This is a genomic window from Limnohabitans sp. MMS-10A-192 (assembly GCF_003063335.1).
Classification (GTDB): Bacteria; Pseudomonadota; Gammaproteobacteria; order Burkholderiales; family Burkholderiaceae_C; genus Limnohabitans_A.
Genome location: NZ_NERX01000004.1, coordinates 275,647 through 299,650, shown reverse-complemented (window position 1 = coordinate 299,650; position 24,004 = coordinate 275,647). Strand labels below are relative to the sequence as shown.

At 60.5% G+C, this 24,004-nt stretch carries 26 protein-coding genes; 17 read left to right on the top strand and 9 right to left on the bottom strand.

The window, feature by feature from the left end; translation table 11 throughout:
• Positions 1–8 precede the first annotated feature (8 nt).
• The 7 genes from B9Z43_RS10695 to B9Z43_RS10665 all read right to left on the bottom strand — a co-directional run bounded on the left by B9Z43_RS10695 (position 9) and on the right by B9Z43_RS10665 (position 5,709).
• Positions 9–842 carry a shikimate dehydrogenase gene (locus B9Z43_RS10695; protein ID WP_108325261.1) on the bottom strand — a complete coding sequence of 278 codons (834 nt, stop codon included), beginning with the start codon at positions 840–842 and terminating at the stop codon, positions 9–11.
• A 19-nt stretch (positions 843–861) separates the two neighbouring features.
• Positions 862–1,302, bottom strand: coding sequence for a type II 3-dehydroquinate dehydratase (gene aroQ / locus B9Z43_RS10690; RefSeq protein WP_108325259.1), 441 nt, complete (start codon positions 1,300–1,302; stop codon positions 862–864).
• Between the two features lie 62 nt (positions 1,303–1,364).
• Positions 1,365–2,396 carry a TRAP transporter substrate-binding protein gene (locus B9Z43_RS10685; RefSeq protein WP_108325257.1) on the bottom strand — a complete coding sequence of 344 codons (1,032 nt, stop codon included), beginning with the start codon at positions 2,394–2,396 and terminating at the stop codon, positions 1,365–1,367.
• A gap of 91 nt (positions 2,397–2,487) precedes the next feature.
• Positions 2,488–3,765 (bottom strand): TRAP transporter large permease subunit, encoded by a 1,278-nt coding sequence (locus B9Z43_RS10680; protein WP_108325255.1) that lies wholly within the window; start codon positions 3,763–3,765, stop codon positions 2,488–2,490.
• Positions 3,766–3,782: 17 nt separating this feature from the next.
• Entirely contained in the window at positions 3,783–4,316 is a 534-nt protein-coding gene (locus B9Z43_RS10675) for a TRAP transporter small permease (protein WP_199222291.1), read from the bottom strand.
• A 99-nt stretch (positions 4,317–4,415) separates the two neighbouring features.
• Complete coding sequence (locus B9Z43_RS10670; protein WP_108325251.1) at positions 4,416–5,108, bottom strand: TetR/AcrR family transcriptional regulator; 693 nt, start codon at positions 5,106–5,108, stop codon at positions 4,416–4,418.
• Between the two features lie 103 nt (positions 5,109–5,211).
• Entirely contained in the window at positions 5,212–5,709 is a 498-nt protein-coding gene (locus B9Z43_RS10665; RefSeq protein ID WP_233250067.1) for a MarR family winged helix-turn-helix transcriptional regulator, read from the bottom strand.
• A gap of 133 nt (positions 5,710–5,842) precedes the next feature.
• On the opposite strand from B9Z43_RS10665, the gene badH reads away from it, so the two are divergent.
• Genes badH through B9Z43_RS10640 form a run of 5 tightly spaced genes read left to right on the top strand, consistent with a single transcriptional unit; the run spans position 5,843 to position 11,095 of the window.
• Positions 5,843–6,610 carry a 2-hydroxycyclohexanecarboxyl-CoA dehydrogenase gene (badH, locus tag B9Z43_RS10660; protein WP_108325598.1) on the top strand — a complete coding sequence of 256 codons (768 nt, stop codon included), beginning with the start codon at positions 5,843–5,845 and terminating at the stop codon, positions 6,608–6,610.
• A gap of 31 nt (positions 6,611–6,641) precedes the next feature.
• Complete coding sequence (badI, locus tag B9Z43_RS10655) at positions 6,642–7,424, top strand: 2-ketocyclohexanecarboxyl-CoA hydrolase (protein WP_108325249.1); 783 nt, start codon at positions 6,642–6,644, stop codon at positions 7,422–7,424.
• 22 nt (positions 7,425–7,446) lie between these two features.
• The gene (gene aliB / locus B9Z43_RS10650; protein ID WP_108325247.1) at positions 7,447–8,604 is read left to right on the top strand and encodes a cyclohexanecarboxyl-CoA dehydrogenase; all 1,158 of its coding nucleotides are present in this window, start codon (positions 7,447–7,449) and stop codon (positions 8,602–8,604) included.
• Positions 8,605–8,648: 44 nt separating this feature from the next.
• Positions 8,649–10,304 (top strand): cyclohexanecarboxylate-CoA ligase, encoded by a 1,656-nt coding sequence (gene aliA, locus B9Z43_RS10645; RefSeq protein WP_108325245.1) that lies wholly within the window; start codon positions 8,649–8,651, stop codon positions 10,302–10,304.
• A 14-nt stretch (positions 10,305–10,318) separates the two neighbouring features.
• Complete coding sequence (locus tag B9Z43_RS10640) at positions 10,319–11,095, top strand: enoyl-CoA hydratase (protein ID WP_108325596.1); 777 nt, start codon at positions 10,319–10,321, stop codon at positions 11,093–11,095.
• 49 nt (positions 11,096–11,144) lie between these two features.
• On the opposite strand, the gene B9Z43_RS10635 is transcribed toward B9Z43_RS10640, so the two are convergent.
• Positions 11,145–12,071: a helix-turn-helix domain-containing protein gene (locus B9Z43_RS10635; RefSeq protein WP_108325243.1), complete on the bottom strand. Its 927-nt coding sequence runs from the start codon at positions 12,069–12,071 to the stop codon at positions 11,145–11,147.
• A 111-nt stretch (positions 12,072–12,182) separates the two neighbouring features.
• Here B9Z43_RS10635 and B9Z43_RS10630 point away from each other — a divergent pair, with 111 nt between their 5' ends.
• From B9Z43_RS10630 to B9Z43_RS10575, 12 genes are all read left to right on the top strand, one after another.
• Positions 12,183–12,995, top strand: coding sequence for an SDR family NAD(P)-dependent oxidoreductase (locus tag B9Z43_RS10630; RefSeq protein WP_369910192.1), 813 nt, complete (start codon positions 12,183–12,185; stop codon positions 12,993–12,995).
• 10 nt (positions 12,996–13,005) lie between these two features.
• A complete protein-coding gene (locus tag B9Z43_RS10625) occupies positions 13,006–14,706 on the top strand; it encodes an FAD-dependent oxidoreductase (RefSeq protein WP_108325238.1) in 1,701 nt (566 codons plus the stop codon).
• Between the two features lies 1 nt (position 14,707).
• Positions 14,708–15,046 (top strand): NIPSNAP family protein, encoded by a 339-nt coding sequence (locus tag B9Z43_RS10620; RefSeq protein WP_108325236.1) that lies wholly within the window; start codon positions 14,708–14,710, stop codon positions 15,044–15,046.
• On the top strand, positions 15,043–15,843 hold the full coding sequence (locus tag B9Z43_RS10615) for an SDR family NAD(P)-dependent oxidoreductase (RefSeq protein ID WP_108325234.1): 801 nt from the start codon (positions 15,043–15,045) through the stop codon (positions 15,841–15,843). The genes B9Z43_RS10620 and B9Z43_RS10615 overlap by 4 nt, the downstream gene beginning before the upstream one ends.
• Before the next feature lie 17 nt (positions 15,844–15,860).
• On the top strand, positions 15,861–16,712 hold the full coding sequence (locus tag B9Z43_RS10610) for a branched-chain amino acid ABC transporter permease (RefSeq protein ID WP_108325231.1): 852 nt from the start codon (positions 15,861–15,863) through the stop codon (positions 16,710–16,712).
• Between the two features lie 19 nt (positions 16,713–16,731).
• Complete coding sequence (locus B9Z43_RS10605; protein WP_108325593.1) at positions 16,732–17,703, top strand: branched-chain amino acid ABC transporter permease; 972 nt, start codon at positions 16,732–16,734, stop codon at positions 17,701–17,703.
• 13 nt (positions 17,704–17,716) lie between these two features.
• Positions 17,717–18,436, top strand: a complete 720-nt coding sequence (locus B9Z43_RS10600; protein ID WP_108325229.1) for an ABC transporter ATP-binding protein — start codon at positions 17,717–17,719, stop codon at positions 18,434–18,436.
• Complete coding sequence (locus B9Z43_RS10595; protein ID WP_108325227.1) at positions 18,433–19,137, top strand: ABC transporter ATP-binding protein; 705 nt, start codon at positions 18,433–18,435, stop codon at positions 19,135–19,137. Before B9Z43_RS10600 ends, B9Z43_RS10595 begins: the two co-directional genes overlap by 4 nt.
• Before the next feature lie 65 nt (positions 19,138–19,202).
• On the top strand, positions 19,203–20,393 hold the full coding sequence (locus B9Z43_RS10590; RefSeq protein WP_108325225.1) for an ABC transporter substrate-binding protein: 1,191 nt from the start codon (positions 19,203–19,205) through the stop codon (positions 20,391–20,393).
• 70 nt (positions 20,394–20,463) lie between these two features.
• Positions 20,464–21,255 (top strand): SDR family NAD(P)-dependent oxidoreductase, encoded by a 792-nt coding sequence (locus B9Z43_RS10585; RefSeq protein ID WP_108325223.1) that lies wholly within the window; start codon positions 20,464–20,466, stop codon positions 21,253–21,255.
• Between the two features lies 1 nt (position 21,256).
• Complete coding sequence (locus B9Z43_RS10580; RefSeq protein ID WP_108325221.1) at positions 21,257–22,036, top strand: SDR family NAD(P)-dependent oxidoreductase; 780 nt, start codon at positions 21,257–21,259, stop codon at positions 22,034–22,036.
• A gap of 149 nt (positions 22,037–22,185) precedes the next feature.
• Positions 22,186–23,067 carry an NAD(P)-dependent oxidoreductase gene (locus B9Z43_RS10575; RefSeq protein ID WP_108325219.1) on the top strand — a complete coding sequence of 294 codons (882 nt, stop codon included), beginning with the start codon at positions 22,186–22,188 and terminating at the stop codon, positions 23,065–23,067.
• A 27-nt stretch (positions 23,068–23,094) separates the two neighbouring features.
• On the opposite strand, the gene aroE is transcribed toward B9Z43_RS10575, so the two are convergent.
• Positions 23,095–23,928, bottom strand: a complete 834-nt coding sequence (aroE, locus tag B9Z43_RS10570; protein WP_108325217.1) for a shikimate dehydrogenase — start codon at positions 23,926–23,928, stop codon at positions 23,095–23,097.
• Positions 23,929–24,004: the final 76 nt, after the last annotated feature.

Genomic DNA, 24,004 nt, shown 5'->3' with positions numbered 1-24,004 from the left:
GTTTGGCTTCAGTAGCTCAGCCTGGCACCACTGCGCAGCACTTCTGCGGTGGTGGTGGGCAAGCCGAAATATTCCAGATACGCCGGGATTTGCTCGTACAGCATGTCCGTGCCCACCTGGGTGAGGCAACCACGCGCTTGCGCAGCGGCCAAGAATGCGGTGGTCTCAGCCTTCATGACCACTTCGCCCACAAAGGTGTCGGCTGACAGGCGCGACACGTCCATGGGCAGCGGGTCGCCCTCGTTCATGCCCATGGGGGTGGCGTTCACGACCAGATCGTGGTCCACAGGATCGTTCGATCCGGTGCGCACATCAATCTGGGGGTAATGGGTTTGGAGGCGTTGGGCCAGGGCCTCGCAACCCGCAGTGTTCACATCGAACAGGCTGATGGCGGCAATGCCTGCGCCCGCCAAAGAGGCCGCAATCGCACAGCCCACGCCGCCGGTGCCGACCACCAACACACGTTTGCCGGACAAGTCAAAACCCTTGCGCTGCACACCGCGCACAAAACCTGCGCCATCGAACATGTCGCCCACCAGGCGGCCATCGGCCAGGCGCTTGACCGCATTGCAGGCACCGGCCACGCGCACGGTGGCGGTCACCTCGTCGAGCAAGCCCACAGTGGTGACCTTGTGCGGCATGGTGATCAAGGCGCCACGGATGTTTTCCAACGTGAACACCGACTTCAGGAAAGCGCGATAGTGCTCGGGCTTGCAGCCCATGGGCACGACCACCGCATTGATGCCCGCAGATTCGAAATACGGGTTGTAAATCATCGGCGACTTGAAGGTGTGCGTCGGGTAGCCGATGTGGGCGATGATGTCGGTGTTGCCGTTGATCATGGGTTGGAGAATTTGTTCATCAGGCCGCTTGTGCAGCCGACACACCCGCGCGCAGCGCCAGCAAATAGCTGTCAGCACCAAAGCCACAGATTTGGCCTTTGACGATTTCGGCAAACACAGACTTGTGGCGGAATTCTTCGCGGGCGTGGATGTTGGACATGTGCAGCTCCACCACGGGGCACGTCAGCACGGCCAGCGCATCGCGGATCGCGTAGCTGTAGTGGGTCCATGCGCCAGCGTTGATCAGCACGGCGTCGACATTGTCGAAATACGCTTGGTGAATGCGCTCGCACATGTCACCTTCATGGTTGGTCTGATAGCACTCGACCTCGGCACCCAACTCTTGGCCCAGTTTTTGCAGGCTGGCATTGATTTCATCGAGGGTGATGGTGCCGTATTGCTTGGGATCGCGTTTGCCAAACATGTTGTGGTTCACGCCGTGCAGCATCAAGACTTTCATGACATCTCCTTGAGATAAAAAAGAAGGCTTCGCCACACACGCGGCGAAGCCTCGGGGTGCAATTACTTGCCCGACTTCTTGGCAGGCGCTGCCGCTGCAGTGCGCACCTTGTCGATTTCAGCTTGCAGTTCCTTGACCAGGTCCTGGCCCACAGTCACGCCGTACTTGGCGGTCACAGGGCGCATTTTGTCGCGCAGCTTGGCCATTTCGGCTTCTGGCAACTGGGTCACTTGCATGCCGTTCTTCTTCAAGTTGTCGGTGATGCTGGCTTCCAGAGCACGGGCTTTTTCACGTTGGAACTTGGCCGATTCGGTGGCCGCATCGGCCACGATTTTCTTCTCGGCAGCCGACAGCTTTTCCCAGAACTTCTTGCTGATGATGACCGACTGGGGGTTGTACTGGTGGCCCGTCAAAGCCAGGTGTTTTTGCACTTCGTACAACTTGGCACCGTTGATGGTGGCCACGGGGTTTTCTTGGCCGTCCACGGCTTTTTGCTCCAGCGCGGCGTACAGCTCAGGGAATGGCAGCGGTGTGGGGTTGGCGCCCAAAGCCTTGACCCAGTCGACGTTGATCGGGTTGGGGATCACGCGCAGCTTCAGGCCTTCCAGGTCTTCCACTTTGTTGATGGCGCGCTTGCTGTTGGTGATGTTGCGAAAACCCAGCTCGTAATAAGCCAGACCGATCATGCCCTTTTCTTCCAGTTTGGCGTGCAGCTTTTTACCGAAAGCACCGTCCACAGCCGCGTCGGCTTCTTTGCCTGTGCCGAACATGAAGGGGAAGTCAAAAATCGCGAATTCCTTGACCTGCGAAGCGAAGATGCCCGAGTTCATCGACGCCATTTCCAAAGTACCGCCCTGGATGGCCGACACGTTGGCCTGGTCGCTGCCCAAAGCACCGCCGGGGAAGACATTGACCTTGATCTTGCCGCCCGAGTTTTTCTCGACGATTTCCTTGAACTTTTCCATGCCCAGCACGATGGGGTGACCCGCTGCGTTCTGGTTGGCGAACTTGATGGTTTTGTCTTGTGCGGACGCCACACCGGCTGCGGCCAGAGCCACGCTGGCGATCAAGGTCTTGATAAATACACGTTTCATGAGTTGTCTCCAGAAAAAAAATAGAAGGACGTACGCTGTGCATCAAGCGGCAAGTCGTCAGGCGTACCCGATCAGACGACCTCACCAGAAATCAATAGAACCAGCGCGCGGGCACCATCACCAGCGCAGGGAAGGCCACCATGGCAAACATGATGATGAACTGGGCGATCATGAAAGGCATCACGCCCCGGGTCACCTCGTCCATGCTCACTTTGCCCACACCCGCCACCGCATTCAGCACGGTGCCCACAGGCGGGGTGATCAATCCAATGGCATTGTTGATGATGAACAACACACCGAAATAAACCGGGTCAATGCCTGCGGCTTTGACCACGGGCATCAGCACCGGGGTCAGCAGCAAAATGGTGGGCGTCATGTCCAGCGCCGTGCCCACCACCATGGTGATGACCATGATGGTCAACATGAGCAAGCGAGGACTGTCCAACAGGGGCTGCAACAGCTCAATCAACTGGGCCGGCAAATTGGCCACCGTGATCAACCAGGCCGACACCATGGCGGCGGCCACCAAAAACATCACGATCGCACTGGTCTTGGCCGAGCTCACAAACAGCGGGTACAGGTCTTTGATGCTCAACTCGCGGTAGATGAACGTCGAGATCAGCAAAGCATAGACCGCAGCAACCACCGCCGCTTCCGTCGGGGTGAACACCCCAAACTTCAGGCCAAACACCACGATGAGCGGTAACACCAAAGCCCAGGTCGCCTCGCGCATGGCCACCATGATTTCACCCATGGATTTGCGCGGCGGCACCTGCACCACTTCGCGCCGCGCCAACCACCACCAGGTGATCCACAGCGATGCGCCCAGCAGGATGCCGGGCACGATGCCCGCCATGAACAATTTGGAAATGGAGACATTGCCCGCCACACCAAAGATCACAAAACCAATGCTGGGCGGAATCACCGGTGCGATGATGCCCGCCGATGCGATCAGGCCTGCCGAGCGTGCCTTGTCGTGGCCCGCAGCCACCATCATGGGCAAAAGCAACGAAGCCAGTGCCGCCGCATCGGCCACGGCCGAGCCGGACAGCGCCGCCATGATCACGGCGGCCATGATGGTCACGTAACCCAGACCGCCTTTGATGTGGCCCACGCAGGCCATGGCAAAGTTCACGATGCGGCGAGACAAGCCGCCTGCGTTCATGATCTCGCCCGCCAGCATGAAAAACGGCACGGCCAGCAAAGGAAAGCTGTTGGACCCTTCGAGCAGGTTTTGCGCCAGGATCTGCGCATCGAACATGTCCATGTGCCACATCAGCGCCACACCACAAATCAACAAGGAAAACGCGATCGGGATACCAATGGCCATGGCACCGAGCAGCGAAAAAACAAAAATAGCGATCGTCATGTCAGTCTCTTGTCCGTTCAGGCTTTGTGGGCGCCATGGGGCGACTCTTCGGATTCCTGGATCATGACCAGGTCTTCATCGCGCACCTGGCCGGTGAGCAAGCGCATCAACTCGGTCAACAAGATCAAGCCGCCCAGCACCGCAAACACCACACCGGGTGCATAAATCCAGGCCATGGACACTTCCATCACCGCGCTGGTGCTGCCCAGATTGATCACGGTCTGCTGGTAAGCGCCGCTGAACAACAACCAGCAAATGAACAACATGGCCAAGTAAGACAAGGCCAGGCAAACCTTCTTGCCCGCAGGGCCCAACTTGCCCACCAACATGTCGGTGCCCAGATGCCCATGCTCCTTGAGGGCAATGACCGCACCCATGAAAGTCATCCAGACAAACAACCAGCGCGACAGCTCTTCCGACAAGGTGATGCCCGAGTTGAAGCCATAGCGCATGACCACGTTGCCAAACACCAGCACCACCATCACGGCCAAACACAGGGCAATGACGACATTCAGGGCTTTGCAAAACCCGTCAATGAATTTTTGAACCACCACAGACCTCCTGATTAACATTGTCCATAATGTACGAACTGGTTAGTTTTCTAGATACAGGGATAACCCGTATATGCCAAAACCATCAGGTCCTAGCTGTTATGCCGAAATTTGATGACTGACAAAACGCAAGATCAAGTCCACCACATGCTCGCGTTTGAGGGTGTTGGCCTTCTCAGGACTGGCTCGGTCCTGAAAGATCAGGCCAAAGGTGTGGCGGTTCGAGACGTTGAAGAAGGTGAACGCCGAGATCGCCGAGTGGATGTCCACCGGATCGAGCCCTGACCTGAACACGCCCTGCGCCACGCCCCGGTCGTACACCGCCCTCACGGACTGGATGGCATTGCTGTTCATCGCCTGAATGCTTTGGCTCTGGCGCAAATAGTCGCCGCGCTGGATGTTTTCGTTCATCACCAGGCGGATGAAGTCTTCGTTGTCGCGGTGGTGGTCATAGGTGAACGCCACCAACTTTTGCAGGGCCTGCACCGGCGGCAGATCGCCCAGATGCAAATCCGACTCGATGGCCCGCATGCGGCGGTAGGCCTCTTCGAGCACCGCCAGGTACAGGCCATCCTTGCTGCCGAAGTAGTAATAGATCATGCGCTTGCTGGTGCGCGTGGCAGCCGCAATCTCGTCGATGCGTGCGCCGGTCAAACCCTTGTCCGCAAACTCGTGCGTGGCCACCGCCAGGATCTCGGCCATGGTGCGGGCCGGGTCGTTGGTGCGCCCTGACTCACGGGCGGTGGGCACCTCGGTTGGCTTGAGCTTTGCAGAATGTACCAGTTGGTTCATTTTGCAAGTATAGGCGGTCCGCTGTCACGTTCTGATCAGGGCAAGCCCTGATAGGGCCGTTGCGGAAAAGTTCACAGCCTGCCGATGCAGGCTGCCCCATCACTCACGCTTCAGACGCGTCTTCCTCAGGGGCAGCACGGTCAATTTTTTCCATGTTGTCCAAGAGCTTCAAAAAGTAATGCAGGGTGTGGGCCATGTCGCCCATCGAGAAATCCTGCAAGACCTGCTCGTAATAAGCCTTGATCTTGGGCTGGGCCTGAACCAGCCAGACATGGCGGCCTGTATCGGTCATCACCACCAGACGCGAGCGGCGATCACGGCCGTCGGTGCTCATCTCGATGTGCCCGTCACGGGTCATGCGGGTGATCAAACCCGACAAGTTCTGCCGACTGACCATGAGGTAACGCGCCAGCTCGCCCACGCCCATGCCTTGGGCCGCCTCGGGCCGCGACAAAGCGCCCAGCACCGCCCATTGCTGCGTGGTCAAGCCTTCATCCTGCACGGCCCTGCTGCCTGTTTTATGCAACATGTTGGCACATTGATAAAGCTTGAAAAAAATCCGGTTGGCCAGTTCCATGCGAGCGTCAACAGTTTTATTCATAGGGAAAACGATAGGTGATTGGACAACAAAAAACCTTGATGGGCAATATATGGAAACCCTAGAATGCGTCAACTTGTTGTCATATGTGCAGCAAACCAAGTTTCCCAACCTCATTCATCTGACGGAGAAAAGCATGAAAAACCTCAATGGCAAAACCGTGATTGTGACCGGTGGCGGTGGCGGCATTGGTGGGGCCACCTGCCGCCGTTTTGCCGCCGAAGGCGCCCAAGTCGCCGTCTTTGACATGAACATGGACGCTGCGCAAAAAGTCGCCGCCGAGATCAACGCAGCAGGTGGCTGCGCTGCTGCCTTCGCCTGCAACATCACCGACCGCGCACAAGTCGATGCCGCTGTGGCTGCGACCGAGGCCCAATTGGGCCCTGTCGATGTGTTGGTCAACAACGCCGGCTGGGATGTGTTCAAGCCCTTCGTCAAAACCGTGCCTGCCGAGTGGGACAAGCTGATCGCCATCAACCTGACCGGCGCCCTGCACATGCACCACGCCGTGTTGCCCGGCATGGTGGCGCGCAACTACGGCCGCATCGTCAACATCGCCTCGGACGCCGCACGCGGCGGCTCGTCGGGCGAAGCGGTCTATGCCGCCTGCAAGGGCGGTCTGGTGGCCTTGTCCAAAACCTTGGCCCGCGAGCACGCCCGCCACAACATCACCGTCAACGTGGTCTGCCCCGGCCCGACCGACACCGCCTTGCTGGCCGGTGTGGCCGAAGGCGCACGCGACCCCGCCAAGCTGATCGAAGCCTTCCGCAGCGCCATCCCGCTGGGCCGTTTGGGTCAGCCCGACGATTTGGCCAGCGCCATCGCCTTCTTTGGCAGCGACGACGCTGCCTTCATCACCGGCCAGGTCATCAGCGTGTCTGGTGGCTTGACCATGCACGGCTGATCGGCCTCACCTCACCTTTTTGGAGAACCCCATGCAATTCGAAGACATCCTGTACGAAAACCGCAACGGCGTGGCCTGGATCACGATCAACCGCCCCGAGAAAATGAACGCGTTTCGCGGCACCACCTGCGATGAACTCATCAAGGCCCTGAACAAAGCCGGTTACGACAAGAGCGTGGGCGCCATCGTGCTGGCAGGCGCTGGCGACCGCGCTTTCTGCACAGGCGGCGACCAGTCGGCCCACGACGGCAACTACGATGGCCGCGGCACCATTGGCCTGCCCATGGAGGAACTCCACACTGCGATTCGCGATGTGCCCAAGCCCGTGATCGCCCGCGTACAAGGCTTTGCGATTGGCGGCGGCAACGTGCTGTGCACGATTTGCGACCTGACCATCTGTTCCGACAAAGCCATCTTCGGCCAAGTCGGCCCCAAGATGGGTTCGGTCGATCCGGGTTACGGCACCGCCTTTTTGGCGCGTGTGGTCGGCGAGAAAAAAGCCCGCGAAATCTGGTACCTCAACAAGCGCTACTCCGGCCAGGAAGCCGTGGACATGGGCTTGGCCAACATCTGCGTGCCGCACGAGCAACTCGACGCCACCGTGCAGGAATGGGGCGAGACCATCTGCGAGCGCAGCCCCACAGCGATCGCCATTGCCAAGCGCAGCTTCAACATGGACACCGCCCACCAGGCGGGCATCGCGGGCATGGGCATGTACGCGCTCAAGCTGTACTACGACACCGAAGAGTCGCGTGAAGGCGTGAAGGCCTTGCAGGAAAAGCGCAAGCCCGATTTCCGCAAGTACGCCAAGTAAACGCTCAGACAGAGGACAACAGATGAATCCCAATCCCTACATCAACGAAGACCTGCAGGCACTGGCCGAGACCGTGCGCCGCTTTGCCGATGAAAAAATCAAACCCGGCTTTCTGGAACGTGACAAGACGCGCGAGTTTGACCTCGCCTTGTTGCGCGAGATGGGCGATCTGGGTTTCATCTGCCCCGAAGTGCCTGAAGAGTTCGGTGGCCTGGGCATGGGTTGCGTGGCCGCAGGCGTGATCCACGAGGAAATCGCCCGCGCCGACCTGAGCTTTTCTTACCTGAACTTGCTGGCCTCGCTCAACAGCCAAATCCTCTACAAGTACGGCAAGCCCGAAGTGGTGCGCCCCTGGCTCGACAAAATCCGCGAAGGCCGTGCCATTTGCGCGATTGCCCTGACCGAGCCGCGTGGCGGCTCGGACGCGGCCAACCTGCGTTTGCGGGTCGAGCGCGACGGTGACTTCTACGTCATCAACGGCGAAAAAACCTCCATCTCGGCCGCCGACCAGGCAGACATCACCGTGGTGTTTGGCCGGACCGGCACGCCCGAAGACGGGGCGCACGGCGTGACCGCACTGTTGGTGCCCATGGACACCCCGGGCCTGACCACCAGCCGCTTTGACTGCCACGGCCAACGCTCGATCGGCCGCGGCTCCATCTTTTTCGAGAACGTGCGTGTGCCCGTCAGCCACCGCTTGGGCGACGAGAACAAAGGCTTTGTGCAGGTCATGCACGGCTTTGACTACTCACGCTCATTGATTGGCCTGCAATGCCTGGCGGTAGCGCGTGCAGCACTCGATGAAACCTGGGAATACATCACCCAGCGCCAGGCCTTTGGTCAGCCCTTGTCGGCTTTCCAGGGTGTGACGCACCCTCTGGCGCAATACGACACCGAAGTCGAAGGTGCGCGATTGGTCTGCCTGCAAGGCCTGTGGCTCAAGGACCAGGGCTTGCCTCACTCGGCCGAGGCCGGCATGGCCAAGTGGTGGGGCCCCAAGCTGGCCTACGACGTGATCCACCAGTGCCTGCTGTGCTTTGGTCACGGCGGCTACGACCGGGGCCTGATGGAGCAGCGCTTGCGCGATGTGCTGGGCTTCCAGATCGGTGACGGCACAGCCCAGATCATGAAAACCATCATTGCGCGCACCCGTGCGGGGCGCAAGAACGTGCCTGCCTGAGTACCCCCAAAACAAAAATATTTCACCCCCCCAAGGAGACAAACATGGAATTCGATGCTGTTTTATTGCCTGCCCGCCGCGCCCCGATGATCGCCCAAGGCCTGTGGCATGACCGCACCATCAACGGTGAACTCGATGCCTGCCTGGCCGCCTGTCCTGACAAACTGGCCCTGACTGCTTACCGCGTCGAAGCCGGTGACGTGCGCCGCTTCACCTACCGCGAATTGGCGCAAATGGCCGACCGCGTGGCGGTGGGCCTGAGCCGCCTGGGCGTGCAAAAGAACGACATCGTGGCCTGCCAGTTGCCCAACTGGTGGCAGTTCACCGTGACCTATCTGGCGTGCTCGCGCATCGGTGCGGTCATCAACCCGCTGATGCACATCTTCCGTGAGCGCGAACTGAACTTCATGCTCAAGCACGGCGAAGCCAAGGTCATCATCGCGCCCAAAACCTTCCGGGGGTTTGATTTCGAGCAGATGATCACCGCCATCCAGCCGGGCCTGCCCGACCTGAAACACATCGTGGTGATCGACGGACAAGGCGCCAACAGCTTCGAAGCCCTGCTCAGCGGCCCCGAATGGGAAAAGCAAGCCGATGCGGCGGCCATTTTGAACGCGCACCGCCCTGGCCCCGACGACATCACCCAGCTGATCTACACCTCGGGCACCACGGGTGAACCCAAGGGCGTGATGCACTCGGCCAACACCGTGATGGCCAACATCATTCCTTATGCACAGCGCTTGCAACTGGACGCTGAAGACGTGGTGCTGATGGCCTCGCCCATGGCCCACCAAACCGGCTTCATGTACGGTCTGATGATGCCCATCATGCTCAAGGCCAGTGCTGTGCTGCAAGACATCTGGGAGCCCAAGAAAGCGGTCGAAGTCATCAACGCCGAAAAGGCCAGCTTCACCATGGCCTCCACGCCCTTCCTGGCCGACCTGACCAAGGGCGTGGCCGACAGCAAGACGCCTGTGCCCTCGCTCAAGACCTTCCTGTGCGCAGGGGCCCCCATTCCCGGCCCACTGGTGGAGCAGGCCCGCGCTGCACTCGGCACCAAGATCGTGTCCGCATGGGGCATGAGCGAAAACGGTGCAGTAACCCTCATCGAGCTGAACGACCCGGACGAACGCGCTTTCACCACCGATGGCCTCGCATTGCCGGGCGTGGAGCTCAAAGTGGTGGAAGTCGACGCCTCCGGCCCCGCCTTGCCTTCAGGCGTACCCGGCAAGTTGTATGTGCGCTCGTGCTCCAACTTTGGCGGCTACCTCAAGCGGCAGCACCTGAACGGCACCGATGCCGAAGGCTGGTTCGACACCGGCGACCTGGCGCGCATGGACGCGCAGGGCTACATCCGCATCACCGGCCGCAGCAAGGACGTGATCATCCGTGGCGGTGAAAACATCCCGGTGGTCGAGATCGAATCGCTGCTGTACCGCCACCCCGCCGTGGCCATGGCGGCCATCGTGGCCTACCCCGACGAGCGCCTGGGCGAACGCGCCTGCGCCGTGGTGGTGACCAAGCCCGGCCAAAGCATGGACTTGCCCGAAATCGTGCATTACCTGAAAGAAAACCAGGTGGCCACGCAGTACATTCCCGAGCGCCTGCAGCTGCTGGACGCCATGCCCGCGACCCCCTCGGGCAAGATCCAGAAGTTCAAGCTGCGCGAACAACTGCAAGCCATGCTGGCCCAAGGCTGATGGTCACCCACACCATGACCGAGCCCACCATCCTCACCGAAACGCAAGGTCGCGTGGGCCTGATCCGCCTGAACCGTCCGGCGCAACTCAACGCCCTGAACGACGAGCTGATGGATGCGCTGGGCGCAGCCTTGCTGGCATTCGATGGCAACGCCGACATCGGGGCCATCTTGATCACCGGCAGTGACAAGGCCTTTGCCGCCGGGGCCGACATCGCGGTGATGGCCGACTGGTCCTACATGGATGTTTACCAAAGCGGCTTCATCACCCGCAACTGGGAAACCATCCGCCAGGTGCGCAAACCGGTCATCGCGGCTGTGGCGGGTTACGCCATGGGCGGTGGCTGTGAATTGGCATTGGCTTGCGACATCATCGTGGCTGCCGAGTCGGCGCAATTCGCCTTGCCCGAAATCAAGCTGGCCATGCTGCCCGGCGCAGGCGGCACGCAGCGCCTGCCACGCGCAGTCGGCAAAGCCAAGGCCATGGACATGTGTCTGTCGGCCCGCATGCTGTCGGCACAAGAAGCGGACCGCTATGGCTTGGTCTCGCGTGTGGTGCCTGACGCGCAACTGCCAAGCACCGCATTGAAACTGGCCACTCAGATTGCGGGCTACTCATTGCCCGCGCTGATGGCCATCAAGGAATCCGTCAACCGCGCCCACGAAAGTGCCTTGAGCGAAGGCATCTTGTTTGAACGGCGCGAGCTGCATGCCCGCTTTGCCAGCAGCGATGCGCACGAAGGCATGAACGCCTTCCTGGACAAACGCAAACCTGTTTTCCAGCACCGTTGACGCCATGTTTCGGCCACTTCAAACGCACGGCGCCCTTTGGCAAAGGGGCTCAGAAATGGGTCTGAACATCACTGCCCATTTGCGCCAAAGACTTGGCACGGTAAGCCTTGGGGGTCATGCCGATGTGCTTGCGAAAGAAGCGGCTGAAATAGGCGTCGTCCTCAAAGCCGAGTTCGGACGCCAGTTGCTTGATGGGCAAAGCGGTGTAAACCAGTTCGCGTTGCGCTTCCTGGATCAAGCGGTCGTTCATGACCTGCAGGCTCGATTTGCCCAAGACCTCGCGACACAGGCGCGAGAGTTGACCCACCGTCACACCGACCTGGTCGGCGTAGCTTTGCAAAGAATGCTCGGTGCGGAAATTCTTGTCGATCAAGCTGCGGAATTTTTCGATTTGCCGCGCCTTGCGCGAGATGCTGTAGTGGGTTTGGGTGTCCGTCTGATCGGACAATTTGCAAATGCGGTGCACTTGCACCATCAGGGCCAACAACAAAGAAGTGCCTGCCGCCACCTGACCTTCAGCCGGTGTATGCGACTCTTGCTCCAGCGCCAAAAACAAGGGCATGAGCTGGTCGATGTAGCGCATCTCCGACTGCAAGGAAAGCAAACGCGGCGTGCGTATGGTGTCCAGCAAGGGCGGCATCATCAAGGCAGCCGCCGATTCCAGCGCCTTTTGCATGGCCGTGACCACCGGGCCATTGGTGTCTTTGGAAAACCGGAACCCGTGCACATGACCCGCCGGGATCAACATCACGCAGGGCGCGTGCAGTGTTTGCTGCACATGCTCAATCTGCACATCCACATGCCCCTCGGTGAGGTAAAGCACCTGGATGAAGGAGTCGTGCCGGTGGGGATGGATCAGCCAGTTGTACAAGGTCGAACGCTGCGGAATCCATTCGAAATTGAATGCCGCCGATTCTTCATGTCGGCTCGAATCGCCATACAGATCGTAATTCGGGATAACCCTAGAAACCGCCATTTTCACACTCCAGTTCGCACGAATTGTCCTGTTCTTCGATCGAATCGTCAAAAAAAATTTCGACCCTCATTCCAACAATCATTGGCAGAGAACAGGAACAAGGACATGGTCATGAGTGGAGACAAAAGCTGGCTTGAGCTGCAGGGCCGCGTGTGCGTGGTCACCGGTGCGGCCAGCGGCATCGGCGCATCGGTAGCCCAGCGTTTGACGCAAGTGGGTGCACGCGTGGCACTGCTCGATCGCGATGCACAGGGCTTGCAGCGCATGCACGATCAGCTGCAAGCGCAAGGCGCGCAGACCCTGGCGGTGAACTGCGACATCAGCGATGCGGCCAGCGTGCAGGCGGCCGCAGAAAAAGTCCAGTCCACATGGGGCACCGCCTACGCACTGATCAACAACGCAGGCCTGCTGCGTTCTGGCGGCTTGGCCGATGTGAGCCTGGACGACTGGAACGCCGTGCTGGCGGTCAACCTGACGGGCTACCTGCTGTGCGCCCGCGCCTTCGGTGCGGCCATGCGCGAGGCCGGTGAAGGCTGCATCGTCAACGTCGCTTCCATCTCAGGACTGTTCCCGCAAAGCCACAGCGGTGCCTACAGCGCCAGCAAGGCCGGCGTGCTGCAGATGTCCCGCCAACTGGCCGTCGAATGGGGCCCACAGGGCGTGCGCAGCAACGCGATCTGCCCCGGCATGATCCGCACCGCTTTGTCGGCCAAGTTTTACGAAGAGCCTGGTTTTGAGGCCAAGCGTTCAGCCGTCACCGCCAGCCGCCGCATCGGCGAGCCGCAAGACATCGCCGATGTCGCGATCTTTCTGGCCAGCCCCCGTTCGGGCTATGTCAACGGTGCCGAGCTCGTTGTCGACGGGGGCATGTCCTGCATGTTGATGGACATGGTGCCGCGTCCTGGCTTCAACCAAACCGCTTGAGGAAACAAACATGACAAACCATTTCGAATGTGATTTGCTGGTGGTGGGCTCTGGTGCCGCAGGCTTGTCTTGCGCCATCACGGCCAAAAAACGGGGCCTGGATGTGGTGGTGATCGAGAAAGAACCCGTGTTCGGCGGCACCACCGCCCTGTCGGGTGGCGTGCTCTGGATTCCCTTGAACGCGCATGGCCGCAAGCAAAACCCGCAAGACACGCTGGAGGCCGTGCGCACTTACATGATGCAAGAGACCGGCGCCTATTACGACGAAGCAGCGGTCAGCGTTTTCATGGACCAGGGCCCCAAGATGGTGGACTTCTTCGAGCGCGAGACCGAGATGAAATTCATCCCCACGCTCTACCCGGATTACCACCCTGACGTGCCTGGCGGCGCGCCGATTGGCCGCTCCATCCTGGCGCAGCCCTACGACATCCGAGGTCTGGGCAAAGACATGCCGCGCTTGAAACCCCCGCTCAAGACCATCACCTTCATCGGCATGATGTTCAACTCGTCCAATGCGGACCTCAAGCATTTTTTCCAGTTCACGAAATCACTGACGTCCTTTTTGTACGTGGCCAAACGGCTGGTCAACCACCTCAAGGAACTGGCGCTGTACCAACGCGCCATCAACGTGACCAGCGGCAATGCGCTGGCCGCACGTCTGGCCAAATCGGCGCTGGACCTGGGCATTCCGATCCTGACCTCGACACCGGCCAAACGGGTGCTGACCGAAAACGGCCAAGTGGTCGGCATGGGGGTTGGAGGCGAAGGTGGTGAGCGCGAAATCCGCGCACGCCGGGGCGTGGTGCTCGCTTGCGGTGGCTTTCCGCAAGACGTGCAGCGCATCGCCAAGGCTTATCCGCACCTGCAAAGTGGCGGGGAACACCTCTCCCCTACCCCCGAAACCAACACCGGTGATGGCGTGCGCATGGCCGAGACTGCAGGCGCCGATGTGGACTTGCGCTTCAAAGATGCAGCCGCCTGGATGCCCGTGTCCAAAGTGCCCTATGGCAACGGCGAATTTGGTGTGTTCCCCCACTTGCTGGACCGTTACAAACCCGGCGTGATTGGCGTGCTGCGCAACGGCAAGCGCTTCACGAATGAATCGAACTCGTACCACGATGTGGGCGTGGCCATGATCGAAGCCTGCAAGGGACAAAAAGAAACCGTGATGTGGCTGGTCTGTGACAAGACCACCTTGGGCAAATACGGACTGGGCTTCGTCAAACCCGCGCCCATGCCCTTTGGCAAATACATCCGCAATGGTTACCTCTTTGAGGGCAAGACCTTGGCCGATCTGGCGCAGGTCACCGGCATCGATGCGGCGGGTCTGGAAGCCACCGTGCGCGAATACAACACCGGTGCTGTCAAAGGTGTGGACGAACAACACGCCCGTGGCACCACCGCCTTCAACCGCTACCTGGCCGACCCCAACCACCAGCCCAACCCCTGTGTGGCACCGGTTAAAAAAGGTCCGTTCTATGCGGTCAAACTGTTGATGGGAGACCTGGGCAGCTTCGATGGCATCCAGACCAGCGTGGTGGGTGAAGTCAAGAAAAGCGATGGCTCGGTCATCCCTAGTTTGTACGCCGTCGGCAACGACCGGGCCAGCATCATGGGTGGCAACTACCCGGCCGCAGGCATCACGCACGGGCCCAACATGGTGTTTGCCTATGTGACGGCCAACCACATCGCCGACAAGGCGGGGGCCTGACATGCGCACGCTCATCAAGCCTTTGGTGGACCACCGCATCTACACGATTGCGCTGCGCAAGATGCCGGAGTTTCTGGACGTCTTCAACCGCCTGGCCATGCCCATATTGTTGGACACGCTGGGCCACCCCATGGGCTTTTACACCAGCCTGGTGGGGCCGCAAAACCAGTTTGTGCACCTGTGGGGCTATGACGATTTGGCGGACTACGAACGCCGATGCCGTGCACGCGACAGCCATCCGGACTTTGCTGCGTACTTGCAGGCTTCGGCACACCTGATCACGGCGCAAGAGACGCGACTGATCCGCAACGCCCCGATGCCCGCATGGAGCGTTGCATGAGCGCCGCACCTGTGGCCATCGTCACCGGTGCCGCCGAGGGCATCGGCTGGGCCACGGCACAGCAGCTGGCCCATGCGGGTTGGACCGTGGCCTTGTTCGATCTGAACGGTTCGCTCGCGGCTGAACGTGCGCAGGCCCTGGGTGCTCAGCACTCGGGTTGGGCCTGTGATGTGACCGATGCGGACGCGGTGCAAGCGCGGGTGACCGATGTGGTGGCGCGCCATGGCCGCATCGATGGACTGGTGAACAACGCCGGGATCCCCGATCAGACCGCACCAACTTTGCAGCAAGACATCGCCGCGTTTGACAACGTGTTGGCTGTGCATTTGCGGGGTGCCTTTCTCATGTCGCAACAAGTGATTGCGCAGATGACCCAGCAAGCCCGTGATGCCCACGGCAACCGGGGCGCCATCGTGAACATCGGCTCCATCGCCAGCTTTGGCGGCATTCCCGGTCGCAACGCTTACTGCGCGGCCAAGGCCGGTGTTCTCGGCATGACCCGGGCACTGGCCAGCGAATGGGCGCGCCGTGGCATCCGCGTGAACGCTGTGGCGCCCGGTTATGTGAAGACCGCCTTGGTGGCCAGTCTGGTCGATCGCGGCGCCATCGATGCCCAGGCGATTGCCCGCCGAACCCCCATGGGACGCATGGCTGCCCCCGAAGAAATTGCCCAGGTGATCGCCTTTTTGGCCTCACCCCTTGCCAGCTACATCACCGGTGCGGTGTTGCCAGTCGACGGTGGCTGGACCGCCTTGGGTGCGCCCGAGGCGGCACTTGGTCCGCTTGAAGAAGATTAAAAAAGGAGACACCCCAAATGTTGACGATCAATTTATTCAACGGCCTGGTCTACGGCGCATTGCTCATCGTGATGTGCTCGGGCCTGGCCCTCATCTACGGCCTGCGCCGGGTGGTGAACTTTGCCCATGGCTCGCTGTACATGTTGGGCGCTTACCTGGGCTATTCGATCTCGTTGCACAGCAATTTCTGGGTGGCCTTGGTCGCGGCCCCGGCCATCATGGCTGTGTTCGGCGTCTTGCTGGACCGCTATGGCTTTCGCCTGCTCCAAGACCGCGACCCGCTCACGGTGGTGCTCGTCACTTTCGGCCTGCTGTTGGTCATTGAGGATCTGGTGCAAACCACTTGGGGCAAAAGCAACCTGTCCGTGCCAGTCCCTGAAGCCCTGGCCTTCAGCGTCGACTTGTTTGGCACGCCTGTGCCGGCCTACCGCTTGTCGGTGATCGTGATCGGTTTGCTGGTGGCGCTGGGCCTGAGCCTGTGGTTGCGCTTTTCCAAGGTGGGTTTGTTTGTCCGTGCCGCCAGCACCGACCCCGTGACCACCTCCATGCAAGGCGTGAACACCGATTTTCTGAGCGCAGGCGTGGTGGGCTTGGGCACGGCGCTGGCGGGTATAGCCGGTGTGGTGGCCGCGCCCTTCCTGTCCTTGTCACCGGCCATGAGTTCTGACGTGATCATCGACTCCTTCGTCGTGGTCGTGATCGGTGGCCTGGGCTCTTTGGCTGGTGCGTTCATCGCGGCCTTGGTGTTGGGCATGGTGCAGGCCATTGGTGCGGTCTACCTGCCCGATGCCGCGGTTTTGCTGCCCTTCGTGTTCATGATCGGCATCCTGATCTGGAAACCCTCCGGTTTTGCCGGCAGCCGTACTTGATCAAGAGGAGTTGATGAGCATGAGTTTGAAAAAATCTTCCCTGGGTGCCCTTGCAGCGCTGGCCATGGGGGCCGTGGTGGCCTTCGGTGTGTCGTCGAGCACGCTGCTGTCGCTTCTCACGCAGTCCATCATTTACGCGGTGTTTGCACTGGGTGTGGGCGTTTTGCTCAAGCAAAACGGCATGGTCAGCTTTGGCCACGCTTTGTTCTTCGGCGGGGCCAGTTACCTGATCGGCATCTTGCTGCAGCTGCAGCTCATGTCGGCCGAACTGGCCATTGTGGTGACCTTGCTGGCCGTGACGGCGGCAGCCTTCCTGATCGGGCTGGTGATCGTGCGGGTACCCGGCGTGGCCTTTGGCATGTTGACGCTGGCCATCGGTCAGATGTTTTTCCTGTCGGCATCACGCGCCCGCGGTTTGACCGGCGGCGCTGACGGCATGAACATCGATTGGCCTTCGCGTCTGTTTGGTTTTCCGATGTCGCAAATGCTCAAGCCCGCCACGATGTTCCTGGTCTGCTGGAGCACGCTGGTGGTGGTGATGTTCCTCTTGGCATGGCTGATGCGGACCCGCTTTGGCGGCATCACCGAGGCTGTGCGCGACAACGAAGAACGCGCCCGCTTCATTGGCATCACCACCTTGCTGCCACGTGCGGCGGTGTATGCCCTGTCCGCCTTGGTGACCTCGGTGGCGGGTGTGCTCTCGGCCATGAACACCGGCTTTGTCTCCCCTGAAAGCATGCACTGGAGCCTGTCGGGTGTGGCTTTGATGATGGTGGTTGTGGGCGGCTTCAAGGCGCTGTGGGGCCCTGCAGTGGGTGCGGTGGTTTATTTCATGTTCAAAGACATTTTGGGTGAACACGCCACGCACTGGATGACGATTTTCGGCATGGCCCTGATCGCGGTCATCGTGTTCTCGCCCACAGGTGTGGCGGGATTGTTTGACCGCTGGGTCCTGGGCAAGAAGCCCTCGATCAAGGTCGGCGGCCACTGAGCGGGAGAACAGCATGACAAATTACGTATTGCAAGCAGACGACGTGGCCATCCACTATGGTGGCGTCAAGGCGGTCGATGGCGTGGCCCTCACGCTTGAAAAAGGCCAAATCCGAGGCCTGATTGGCCCCAATGGCGCAGGCAAATCCACCGTGATCGACGCGATCACCGGCAGGCGCAAGCTCACACGGGGCAAAGTCAGTTTGCTGGGGCAAGACGTGTCGGCCCTGGGCGTGGTGGAACGTCGCATGCGCGGCTTGTCGCGCAGCTTTCAGCGCACCAGCATCTTCGGCCAAATGACCGTGTACCGCCAGATTGAGCTGGCCTCACACAAGATGGGCGTCAAAGATTCCGCTGCCGACGCCGAAGCGGTGCTCAAGGAACTGGACCTGTGGGCGCTCAAAGATTCGACGGCCGAAGATCTGGGCTACGGCGAGCAGCGCCGACTGGATCTGGGGCTGGCATTGGTGGGTCGCCCGACGGTGCTGCTGCTCGACGAGCCGATGGCGGGCTTGTCGGTCAAGGAATCTTTGGATTTAGCGCAGCACTTGAAAAAACTCACCTCCAGCTGGGACGTGTCGGTCTTGCTGGTGGAACACGACATGGATGTGGTGTTTGGCATCTCCGATGTGGTGACGGTGTTTGAGTTGGGCCGTGTGATTGCCAGCGGGGCGCCAGCTGAAGTGCGCGCCAATCCACGTGTCCGTGAAGCTTATTTGGGGAGCGCAGCATGAGCGCCTTGTTGAGTCTGAAAAACGTCCACGCCTACTACGGTGCGGCGCACATCTTGCACGGCCTGGACCTGCATGTGAACCCGGGTGAGCGGGTGGCCCTCATCGGGCGCAACGGGGTGGGCAAGACCACGGTGGTCAACACCATCCTGGGGCTGGCCAGTTTGCAAGATGGGCATGTGGCTTTTGGTGGCAAAGAGCACACCAAGCTGCGCGCCTACATGGCGGCGCAGCATGGCATAGCGGTGGTGCCGCAAGGTCGGCGCATTGTGGCCAACCTGACGGTGGAAGAGAACCTGATCCTGGGCGCCGCCGTGGGCCGCAAGGGGCCTTGGTCAGTGTCCGAAATCTACAAAATTTTCCCGATCCTGCAAGAGCGCGCCCACACACCGGGCACGGCGCTGTCGGGCGGCCAGCAACAGATGTTGGCGGTCGGGCGTGCGCTGATGGCCAATCCAGCCTTGATCTTGCTCGACGAGCCCACCGAAGGCCTGGCCCCCGTGATCGTGGACCAGCTGGCCGTCATCTTCAACCAGGTGGCCGACCAAGGCACGGCGCTTTTGTTGATTGAACAAAACATGAGTCTGGTCGTGCGTGTGGCTCGGCGTTACCTGGCCATGGCCAAGGGCGCCATCGTCGCGCAGGGCGAAGTCGTCAATTCCCGTGATGGTCTGCATGCACTTGAAAACCACGTCATGGTCTGAGCGTCCCATTTTCCCCAACCGATGTCCGGACGGTTTCCGGCAAATTCCCACAAAAGGAGACAAGCATGTTCAAAATGAAAACCATCCAGCGTTCCCTCGCCGCTGCGGCCCTGATCGCTGCGCTGCCCATGGCGGCTGTGGCACAAGGCAAAGAGCCGGTCAAGGTCGGCCTGGTGTCGTCCAAATCGGGCGTTTTTGCTCAACAGGGTGAAGAGGTCATGCGCGCCATCAAGTTCGCCATCGACGAAGCCAACGCCAAAGGTGACGTGGACGGTCGCAAAATCGAAGTGAAGGAAGCCGACGACGAAGGCACACCGGATGCGGGTCGTCGCGAAGCTGAAAAACTCGCCCGGGATGGCTACAACCTCTTGATCGGTGCGATCCCCTCCTCCATCTCTCTGGCCATTGCCCAGAACCTGGACCGCTGGGATGCCGCTTACTTTGTGGTGGCCAGCAAGTCTGACAAGTTGACCGGCGACACCTGCAAGCCACGGAGCTTCCGCACCAACCACTCCGACGCGATGGACATCGCGATGATCAACGCTTGGGCCAAGAACATCAAGGGCAACAAATTTGCCGTGATCGCTGCCGACTATGTCTGGGGTCGTGACTCTGGCGAGTCGTTCAAAAAAGCGGCCGAAGCTTCCGGCAAAAGCGTTCCGTTGAGCCTGTACGTGCCCATGGGCACCAAGGACTTCTCGCCCTACATCGCCCAACTCAAGGCCGCCAATGTGGACGGAATTTGGGTGGCCGAAGTCGGTCGTGACGCCATTGCCTTCGTCAAGCAAGCCGAAGAATTTGGCCTGATACCCAAGACACCTTTGATCGGTCACTCTCTGATCTTGAACTTCATGATCAATGCGACCGGTAAGGCCCTGGAAGGCACACCTGGCACAACCGGCTACACGCCCGACATTGACACGCCCAAGAGCAAGGCTTTTGTGGCCGCCTGGAAAGCCAAGTTCAACCGCCTGCCCACCGACAACGAAGGTCAGGCCTACAACGGTGCACAGGTCATGCTGGAAGGCGTCAAGCTGGCCAAGAGCAACAAACCTGAAGAGGTCAGCAAGGCCCTGCGTGGTGCCCAACTGGACACCATCTATGGCAACGTGACCATGCGTGCGGCGGACAACCAACTGGTCTTGCCCAACTACGTGGGTCGCGCCAAGATGGCCGATGGTGTTTTGCGCCCTGTGGTCGAGCAAACCTTCCCTGCGTCCATCGTTCCCGCAGCTTCGCCACTGTGCAAGATGTGATACCCGGCTGATGTGAAGACCAAGCCGCCTGTGCTTCATCGCCAGGCGGCTTTTTTACGGGAGATCAAGCATGCATATTTTGGTGACCGGTGCGACCGGTGGCATTGGCCGAGGCATCTGCGAGGTGCTGGCCGCACAGGCAAAGCAAGAACTGAAGCTGACGGTGGCCAGCACGCAAAACGGCGAACGCCTCTCACACTTGCTTCAGGCCCTGCGTGACATGGGCGTGCAAGCGCAAGGCGTGGTGGGCGATGTGACCCGCCCCGAAGATGCACGTCGCATGGTGCATGAGGCGCAGACTGGCCATGGCGATCTGAACGCCTTGGTCTGCGTGGCGGGTGCATCAGGGCCAGGCCAACTGGCCGACTTGTCGGTGGAGCAATGGGACTTGACGTTCAACCTCAACACCCGCTCGGTCTTCCTGATGGCCCAAGCGGCTTACCCCTCGCTCAAGCGCACATGCGGCAGCATCACGGCCATTGCCTCCATGTCGGGCTTGCATCCGCATCCGGGTTATGGTGCTTATTCGCCGGCCAAAGCGGCGCTCATCATGCTGTGCCGTCAACTGGCGCAAGAGTGGGGGCCAGAAGGCATACGAACCAACACGGTGTGCCCGGGCATGGTCCGAACCCCGCTGACCGAAGCGGTCTACCAAGATGCCGACACCAAAGCGCGGCGCGAAGCCCTGGTGCCCATGGGGCGCATCGGTCGGCCCGATGACATTGGGCAAGCCGTGCATTACCTGATCAGCGCGGGCGCAAGCTACGTCAATGGTCAAAACCTCGTGGTCGATGGCGGCGTGGCCGACCACATGCTGACCATGATCCCGGGGCGCCCCGGTAAACCAGCCGTGAAAGACTGACATGAATACGACTTATCTCTCGCAATCGTTTGGTCTGCAAGGTCGCACCGCTTTGGTCACCGGCTCAGCCAGAGGCATTGGCCTGGCCATCGCCACCGCACTGGGGCACGCTGGGGCGCGGGTGCTGATCAATGACCTGCACCCGCAAGCCGCCGACGATGCTGTGCACAGCCTGCAAGCGCTGGGCATTGAGGCGCGTGCAGCCTGTTTTGATGTCGCCGACATGGCCGCTGTTCAGACGGCAGCACAAGCGCTGGACACGGCGGGTTGGTCGGTCGACATCCTGGTGAGCAATGCCGGCAACCAAAATCGCAAAGCCCTGGTGGAGATGAGCCGGGAAGAATGGCAAAAAATTCAGGACGTGCATGTGGGCGGAGCGTTCAACTGCTCCCGGGTGTTTCTGCCGGGCATGTGTGCACGGGGTTTTGGCCGGGTCGTCATGACCTCGTCGGTCTCGGGCCAGTCCACCATGCCGCTCATTGGCGCTTATTCCACGGCCAAGGCGGCCTTGGGGGCCATGGCCCGCGCGATCGCGGTCGAGTATGGCGCCAGCGGCATCACGGCCAATGCGATTGCGCCAGGCTTTGTGCGCACCGAATTCACAGCCGGTTTGCAACAGCGCGCAGGTTTCGAGGATTTCTTGCGCCAAGAAGTGCCGCAAGCGCGTTGGGCCACGCCCGAAGACATCGCCCCAGTGGTTTTGTTTCTGGTGTCCCCCGCAGCTTCGTATGTGAATGGCCAGACACTGGCCATTGATGGCGGCTTGCTGGCCCAGATGTGAAAGGTCACAACTCAAAGCCTGTGTTTTCAGCAGCAAGCCACACGCTGCTTCAAGCGCTGGGAATGAAGCCTGCAAAACCGCAGCAGCATCGGTGACATGACCGGCCCTCGATTTATTCCATACTTGCACCCTTCCTCATCGGAGCACGCATGAAAACAATCGGCATGATCGGCATTGGCATGATGGGCCATGGCATCGCGAGCAATTTGCTCAAACACGGGCACAGCCTGACGGTGCTGGAACACCCCGGCAACCAGCCGCTGGACGCCCTGCTGGCCGCAGGCGCACACACCTGCACCACGCCCCAGGCGCTGGCCGCGCAATCGAATGTGATCATCTTGTGCGTGACCGGCACGCCACAGGTCGAGGCGGTGCTGCTGGGCGAAGACGGCGTCTTGAAGGGCATGCGGCCCGGCACCATCGTCATCGACTGCTCCACGGCCGTGCCCGCCTCCACCGAAAAGGTCGCAGCCATGGTCATTGCTCAAGGCGGTCAGTTCCTCGATTCGCCCATGACGCGCACCCCCAAGGAAGCTGCCGAAGGCCGATTGAACTTGTTGGTGGGCGGCGATGCGGCTTTGTTCGAAACCTGCAAACCCATCCTGGCCTGCTTTGCAGAAAACATCGTGCACACCGGCCCGATTGGCTCGGGCCACCGCATGAAGCTCTTGCACAACTACGTGTCGCTGGGCACCGTGACCTTGCTGGCCGAAGCAGCTGCTTGCGCCCAACGTGCGGGCGTGGACGCCCACACGTTTGTGGAAGTGCTGTCCAAAGGCGGGGGCTGGGGCGCGGCGCTGGACCGCCTCAAACCCACTCTGACGTCTGGCGACACCTCGGGCCTGCGGTTTTCGATGAGCAACGCGCTCAAGGACCTGAGCTACTACAACCAGATGGCCATCGACACGCAGGCCGACCACACCGTGGCGCAGGCCGTCAAAAACACGCTGGATTTCGCCTGCAAAGAAGGCGACCCGAATGCCCTGGTGCCGGAGTTGATCGGGCTGCTGGTCAAGCGCCAAGCGAGCTGAAAAAAGCCCCTGCGGGAGGGGCTCGTTTCAGACCAAAGGCACGGTGAGTTTTTCGATCACCGCTGCGGTGTCCGGGCGCACGCCGCGCCACCACTCAAAGGCCTCGGCCGCTTGTTCGGCCAACATTCCCACACCGTCGGCCAAGCGGGTGACGCCCGCTTGCTGCGCCAGTTTCAGGAAAGGCGTCAAGCCCTTGCCGTAGGCCAGCTCATAAGCCAAACAACCCGGCGCAAAGGCCGCAGCGCTCAGTGGCGGCAATTGCGCCGTCAAGCTGGCCGATGTGGCGTTGAACACAACATCGAAAGTTTGCCCGCCCAGATCGGCGTAACCCACACCGCGCACCGGCACGCTGGCGCTTTGGTGTTGGCGGGCCAAGTCGGCCAATTCTTCGGCTTTGGCCACCGTGCGGTTGACGATCACCACCTCGGCGGGGCCCTGCGCCAGCATGGGCAGCAAAGCGCCCCGCGTGGCACCGCCTGCGCCCAAAATCAAAATCCGGCGGCCCTGCAAAGGGCAGCCCAAGTTGTGCACCACATCGCGCACCAGGCCCACACCGTCAAAGTTTTCGGCATAGACCTTGTCACCTTCAAACTTCATCGCGTTCACGGCACCGGCCATTTGCGCGCCGGGCGCCAAGTCGGTGGCATAGGCAAAAGCGTCCAGCTTGAAAGGCGCCGTCACATTCATGCCCCGGCCACCGGCCGCGCGAAAAACGTCCACCGTTTGGGCAAACTCGCCCAAAGGGCTCAGCAACTTGGTGTATTCGATGTCCTGCCCGGTCACTTGGGCAAAAGCGGTGTGGATGAGCGGCGACTTGCTCTGCTCGATGGGGTTGCCGATCACGGCGTAACGGTCTGTCATGAAATCAATCCGGAAACATGGGCGTCAAGGCCTGAATCTTAGCCGCCCGGGCATTCGCTGATCTGACCGCCAAGCA

Excerpts from the sequence above, each read along its gene's own strand:
- B9Z43_RS10695 (WP_108325261.1), bottom strand. The coding sequence starts at position 842 with ATGATCAACGGCAACACCGACATCATCGCCCACATCGGCTACCCGACG.
- aroQ (WP_108325259.1), bottom strand. The coding sequence starts at position 1,302 with ATGAAAGTCTTGATGCTGCACGGCGTGAACCACAACATGTTTGGCAAA.
- B9Z43_RS10685 (WP_108325257.1), bottom strand. The coding sequence starts at position 2,396 with ATGAAACGTGTATTTATCAAGACCTTGATCGCCAGCGTGGCTCTGGCC.
- B9Z43_RS10680 (WP_108325255.1), bottom strand. The coding sequence starts at position 3,765 with ATGACGATCGCTATTTTTGTTTTTTCGCTGCTCGGTGCCATGGCCATT.
- B9Z43_RS10670 (WP_108325251.1), bottom strand. The coding sequence starts at position 5,108 with ATGAACCAACTGGTACATTCTGCAAAGCTCAAGCCAACCGAGGTGCCC.
- B9Z43_RS10665 (WP_233250067.1), bottom strand. The coding sequence starts at position 5,709 with ATGAATAAAACTGTTGACGCTCGCATGGAACTGGCCAACCGGATTTTT.
- badH (WP_108325598.1), top strand. The coding sequence starts at position 5,843 with ATGAAAAACCTCAATGGCAAAACCGTGATTGTGACCGGTGGCGGTGGC.
- badI (WP_108325249.1), top strand. The coding sequence starts at position 6,642 with ATGCAATTCGAAGACATCCTGTACGAAAACCGCAACGGCGTGGCCTGG.
- aliB (WP_108325247.1), top strand. The coding sequence starts at position 7,447 with ATGAATCCCAATCCCTACATCAACGAAGACCTGCAGGCACTGGCCGAG.
- aliA (WP_108325245.1), top strand. The coding sequence starts at position 8,649 with ATGGAATTCGATGCTGTTTTATTGCCTGCCCGCCGCGCCCCGATGATC.
- B9Z43_RS10640 (WP_108325596.1), top strand. The coding sequence starts at position 10,319 with ATGACCGAGCCCACCATCCTCACCGAAACGCAAGGTCGCGTGGGCCTG.
- B9Z43_RS10635 (WP_108325243.1), bottom strand. The coding sequence starts at position 12,071 with ATGGCGGTTTCTAGGGTTATCCCGAATTACGATCTGTATGGCGATTCG.
- B9Z43_RS10630 (WP_369910192.1), top strand. The coding sequence starts at position 12,183 with ATGAGTGGAGACAAAAGCTGGCTTGAGCTGCAGGGCCGCGTGTGCGTG.
- B9Z43_RS10625 (WP_108325238.1), top strand. The coding sequence starts at position 13,006 with ATGACAAACCATTTCGAATGTGATTTGCTGGTGGTGGGCTCTGGTGCC.
- B9Z43_RS10620 (WP_108325236.1), top strand. The coding sequence starts at position 14,708 with ATGCGCACGCTCATCAAGCCTTTGGTGGACCACCGCATCTACACGATT.
- B9Z43_RS10615 (WP_108325234.1), top strand. The coding sequence starts at position 15,043 with ATGAGCGCCGCACCTGTGGCCATCGTCACCGGTGCCGCCGAGGGCATC.
- B9Z43_RS10610 (WP_108325231.1), top strand. The coding sequence starts at position 15,861 with ATGTTGACGATCAATTTATTCAACGGCCTGGTCTACGGCGCATTGCTC.
- B9Z43_RS10605 (WP_108325593.1), top strand. The coding sequence starts at position 16,732 with ATGAGTTTGAAAAAATCTTCCCTGGGTGCCCTTGCAGCGCTGGCCATG.
- B9Z43_RS10600 (WP_108325229.1), top strand. The coding sequence starts at position 17,717 with ATGACAAATTACGTATTGCAAGCAGACGACGTGGCCATCCACTATGGT.
- B9Z43_RS10595 (WP_108325227.1), top strand. The coding sequence starts at position 18,433 with ATGAGCGCCTTGTTGAGTCTGAAAAACGTCCACGCCTACTACGGTGCG.
- B9Z43_RS10590 (WP_108325225.1), top strand. The coding sequence starts at position 19,203 with ATGTTCAAAATGAAAACCATCCAGCGTTCCCTCGCCGCTGCGGCCCTG.
- B9Z43_RS10585 (WP_108325223.1), top strand. The coding sequence starts at position 20,464 with ATGCATATTTTGGTGACCGGTGCGACCGGTGGCATTGGCCGAGGCATC.
- B9Z43_RS10580 (WP_108325221.1), top strand. The coding sequence starts at position 21,257 with ATGAATACGACTTATCTCTCGCAATCGTTTGGTCTGCAAGGTCGCACC.
- B9Z43_RS10575 (WP_108325219.1), top strand. The coding sequence starts at position 22,186 with ATGAAAACAATCGGCATGATCGGCATTGGCATGATGGGCCATGGCATC.
- aroE (WP_108325217.1), bottom strand. The coding sequence starts at position 23,928 with ATGACAGACCGTTACGCCGTGATCGGCAACCCCATCGAGCAGAGCAAG.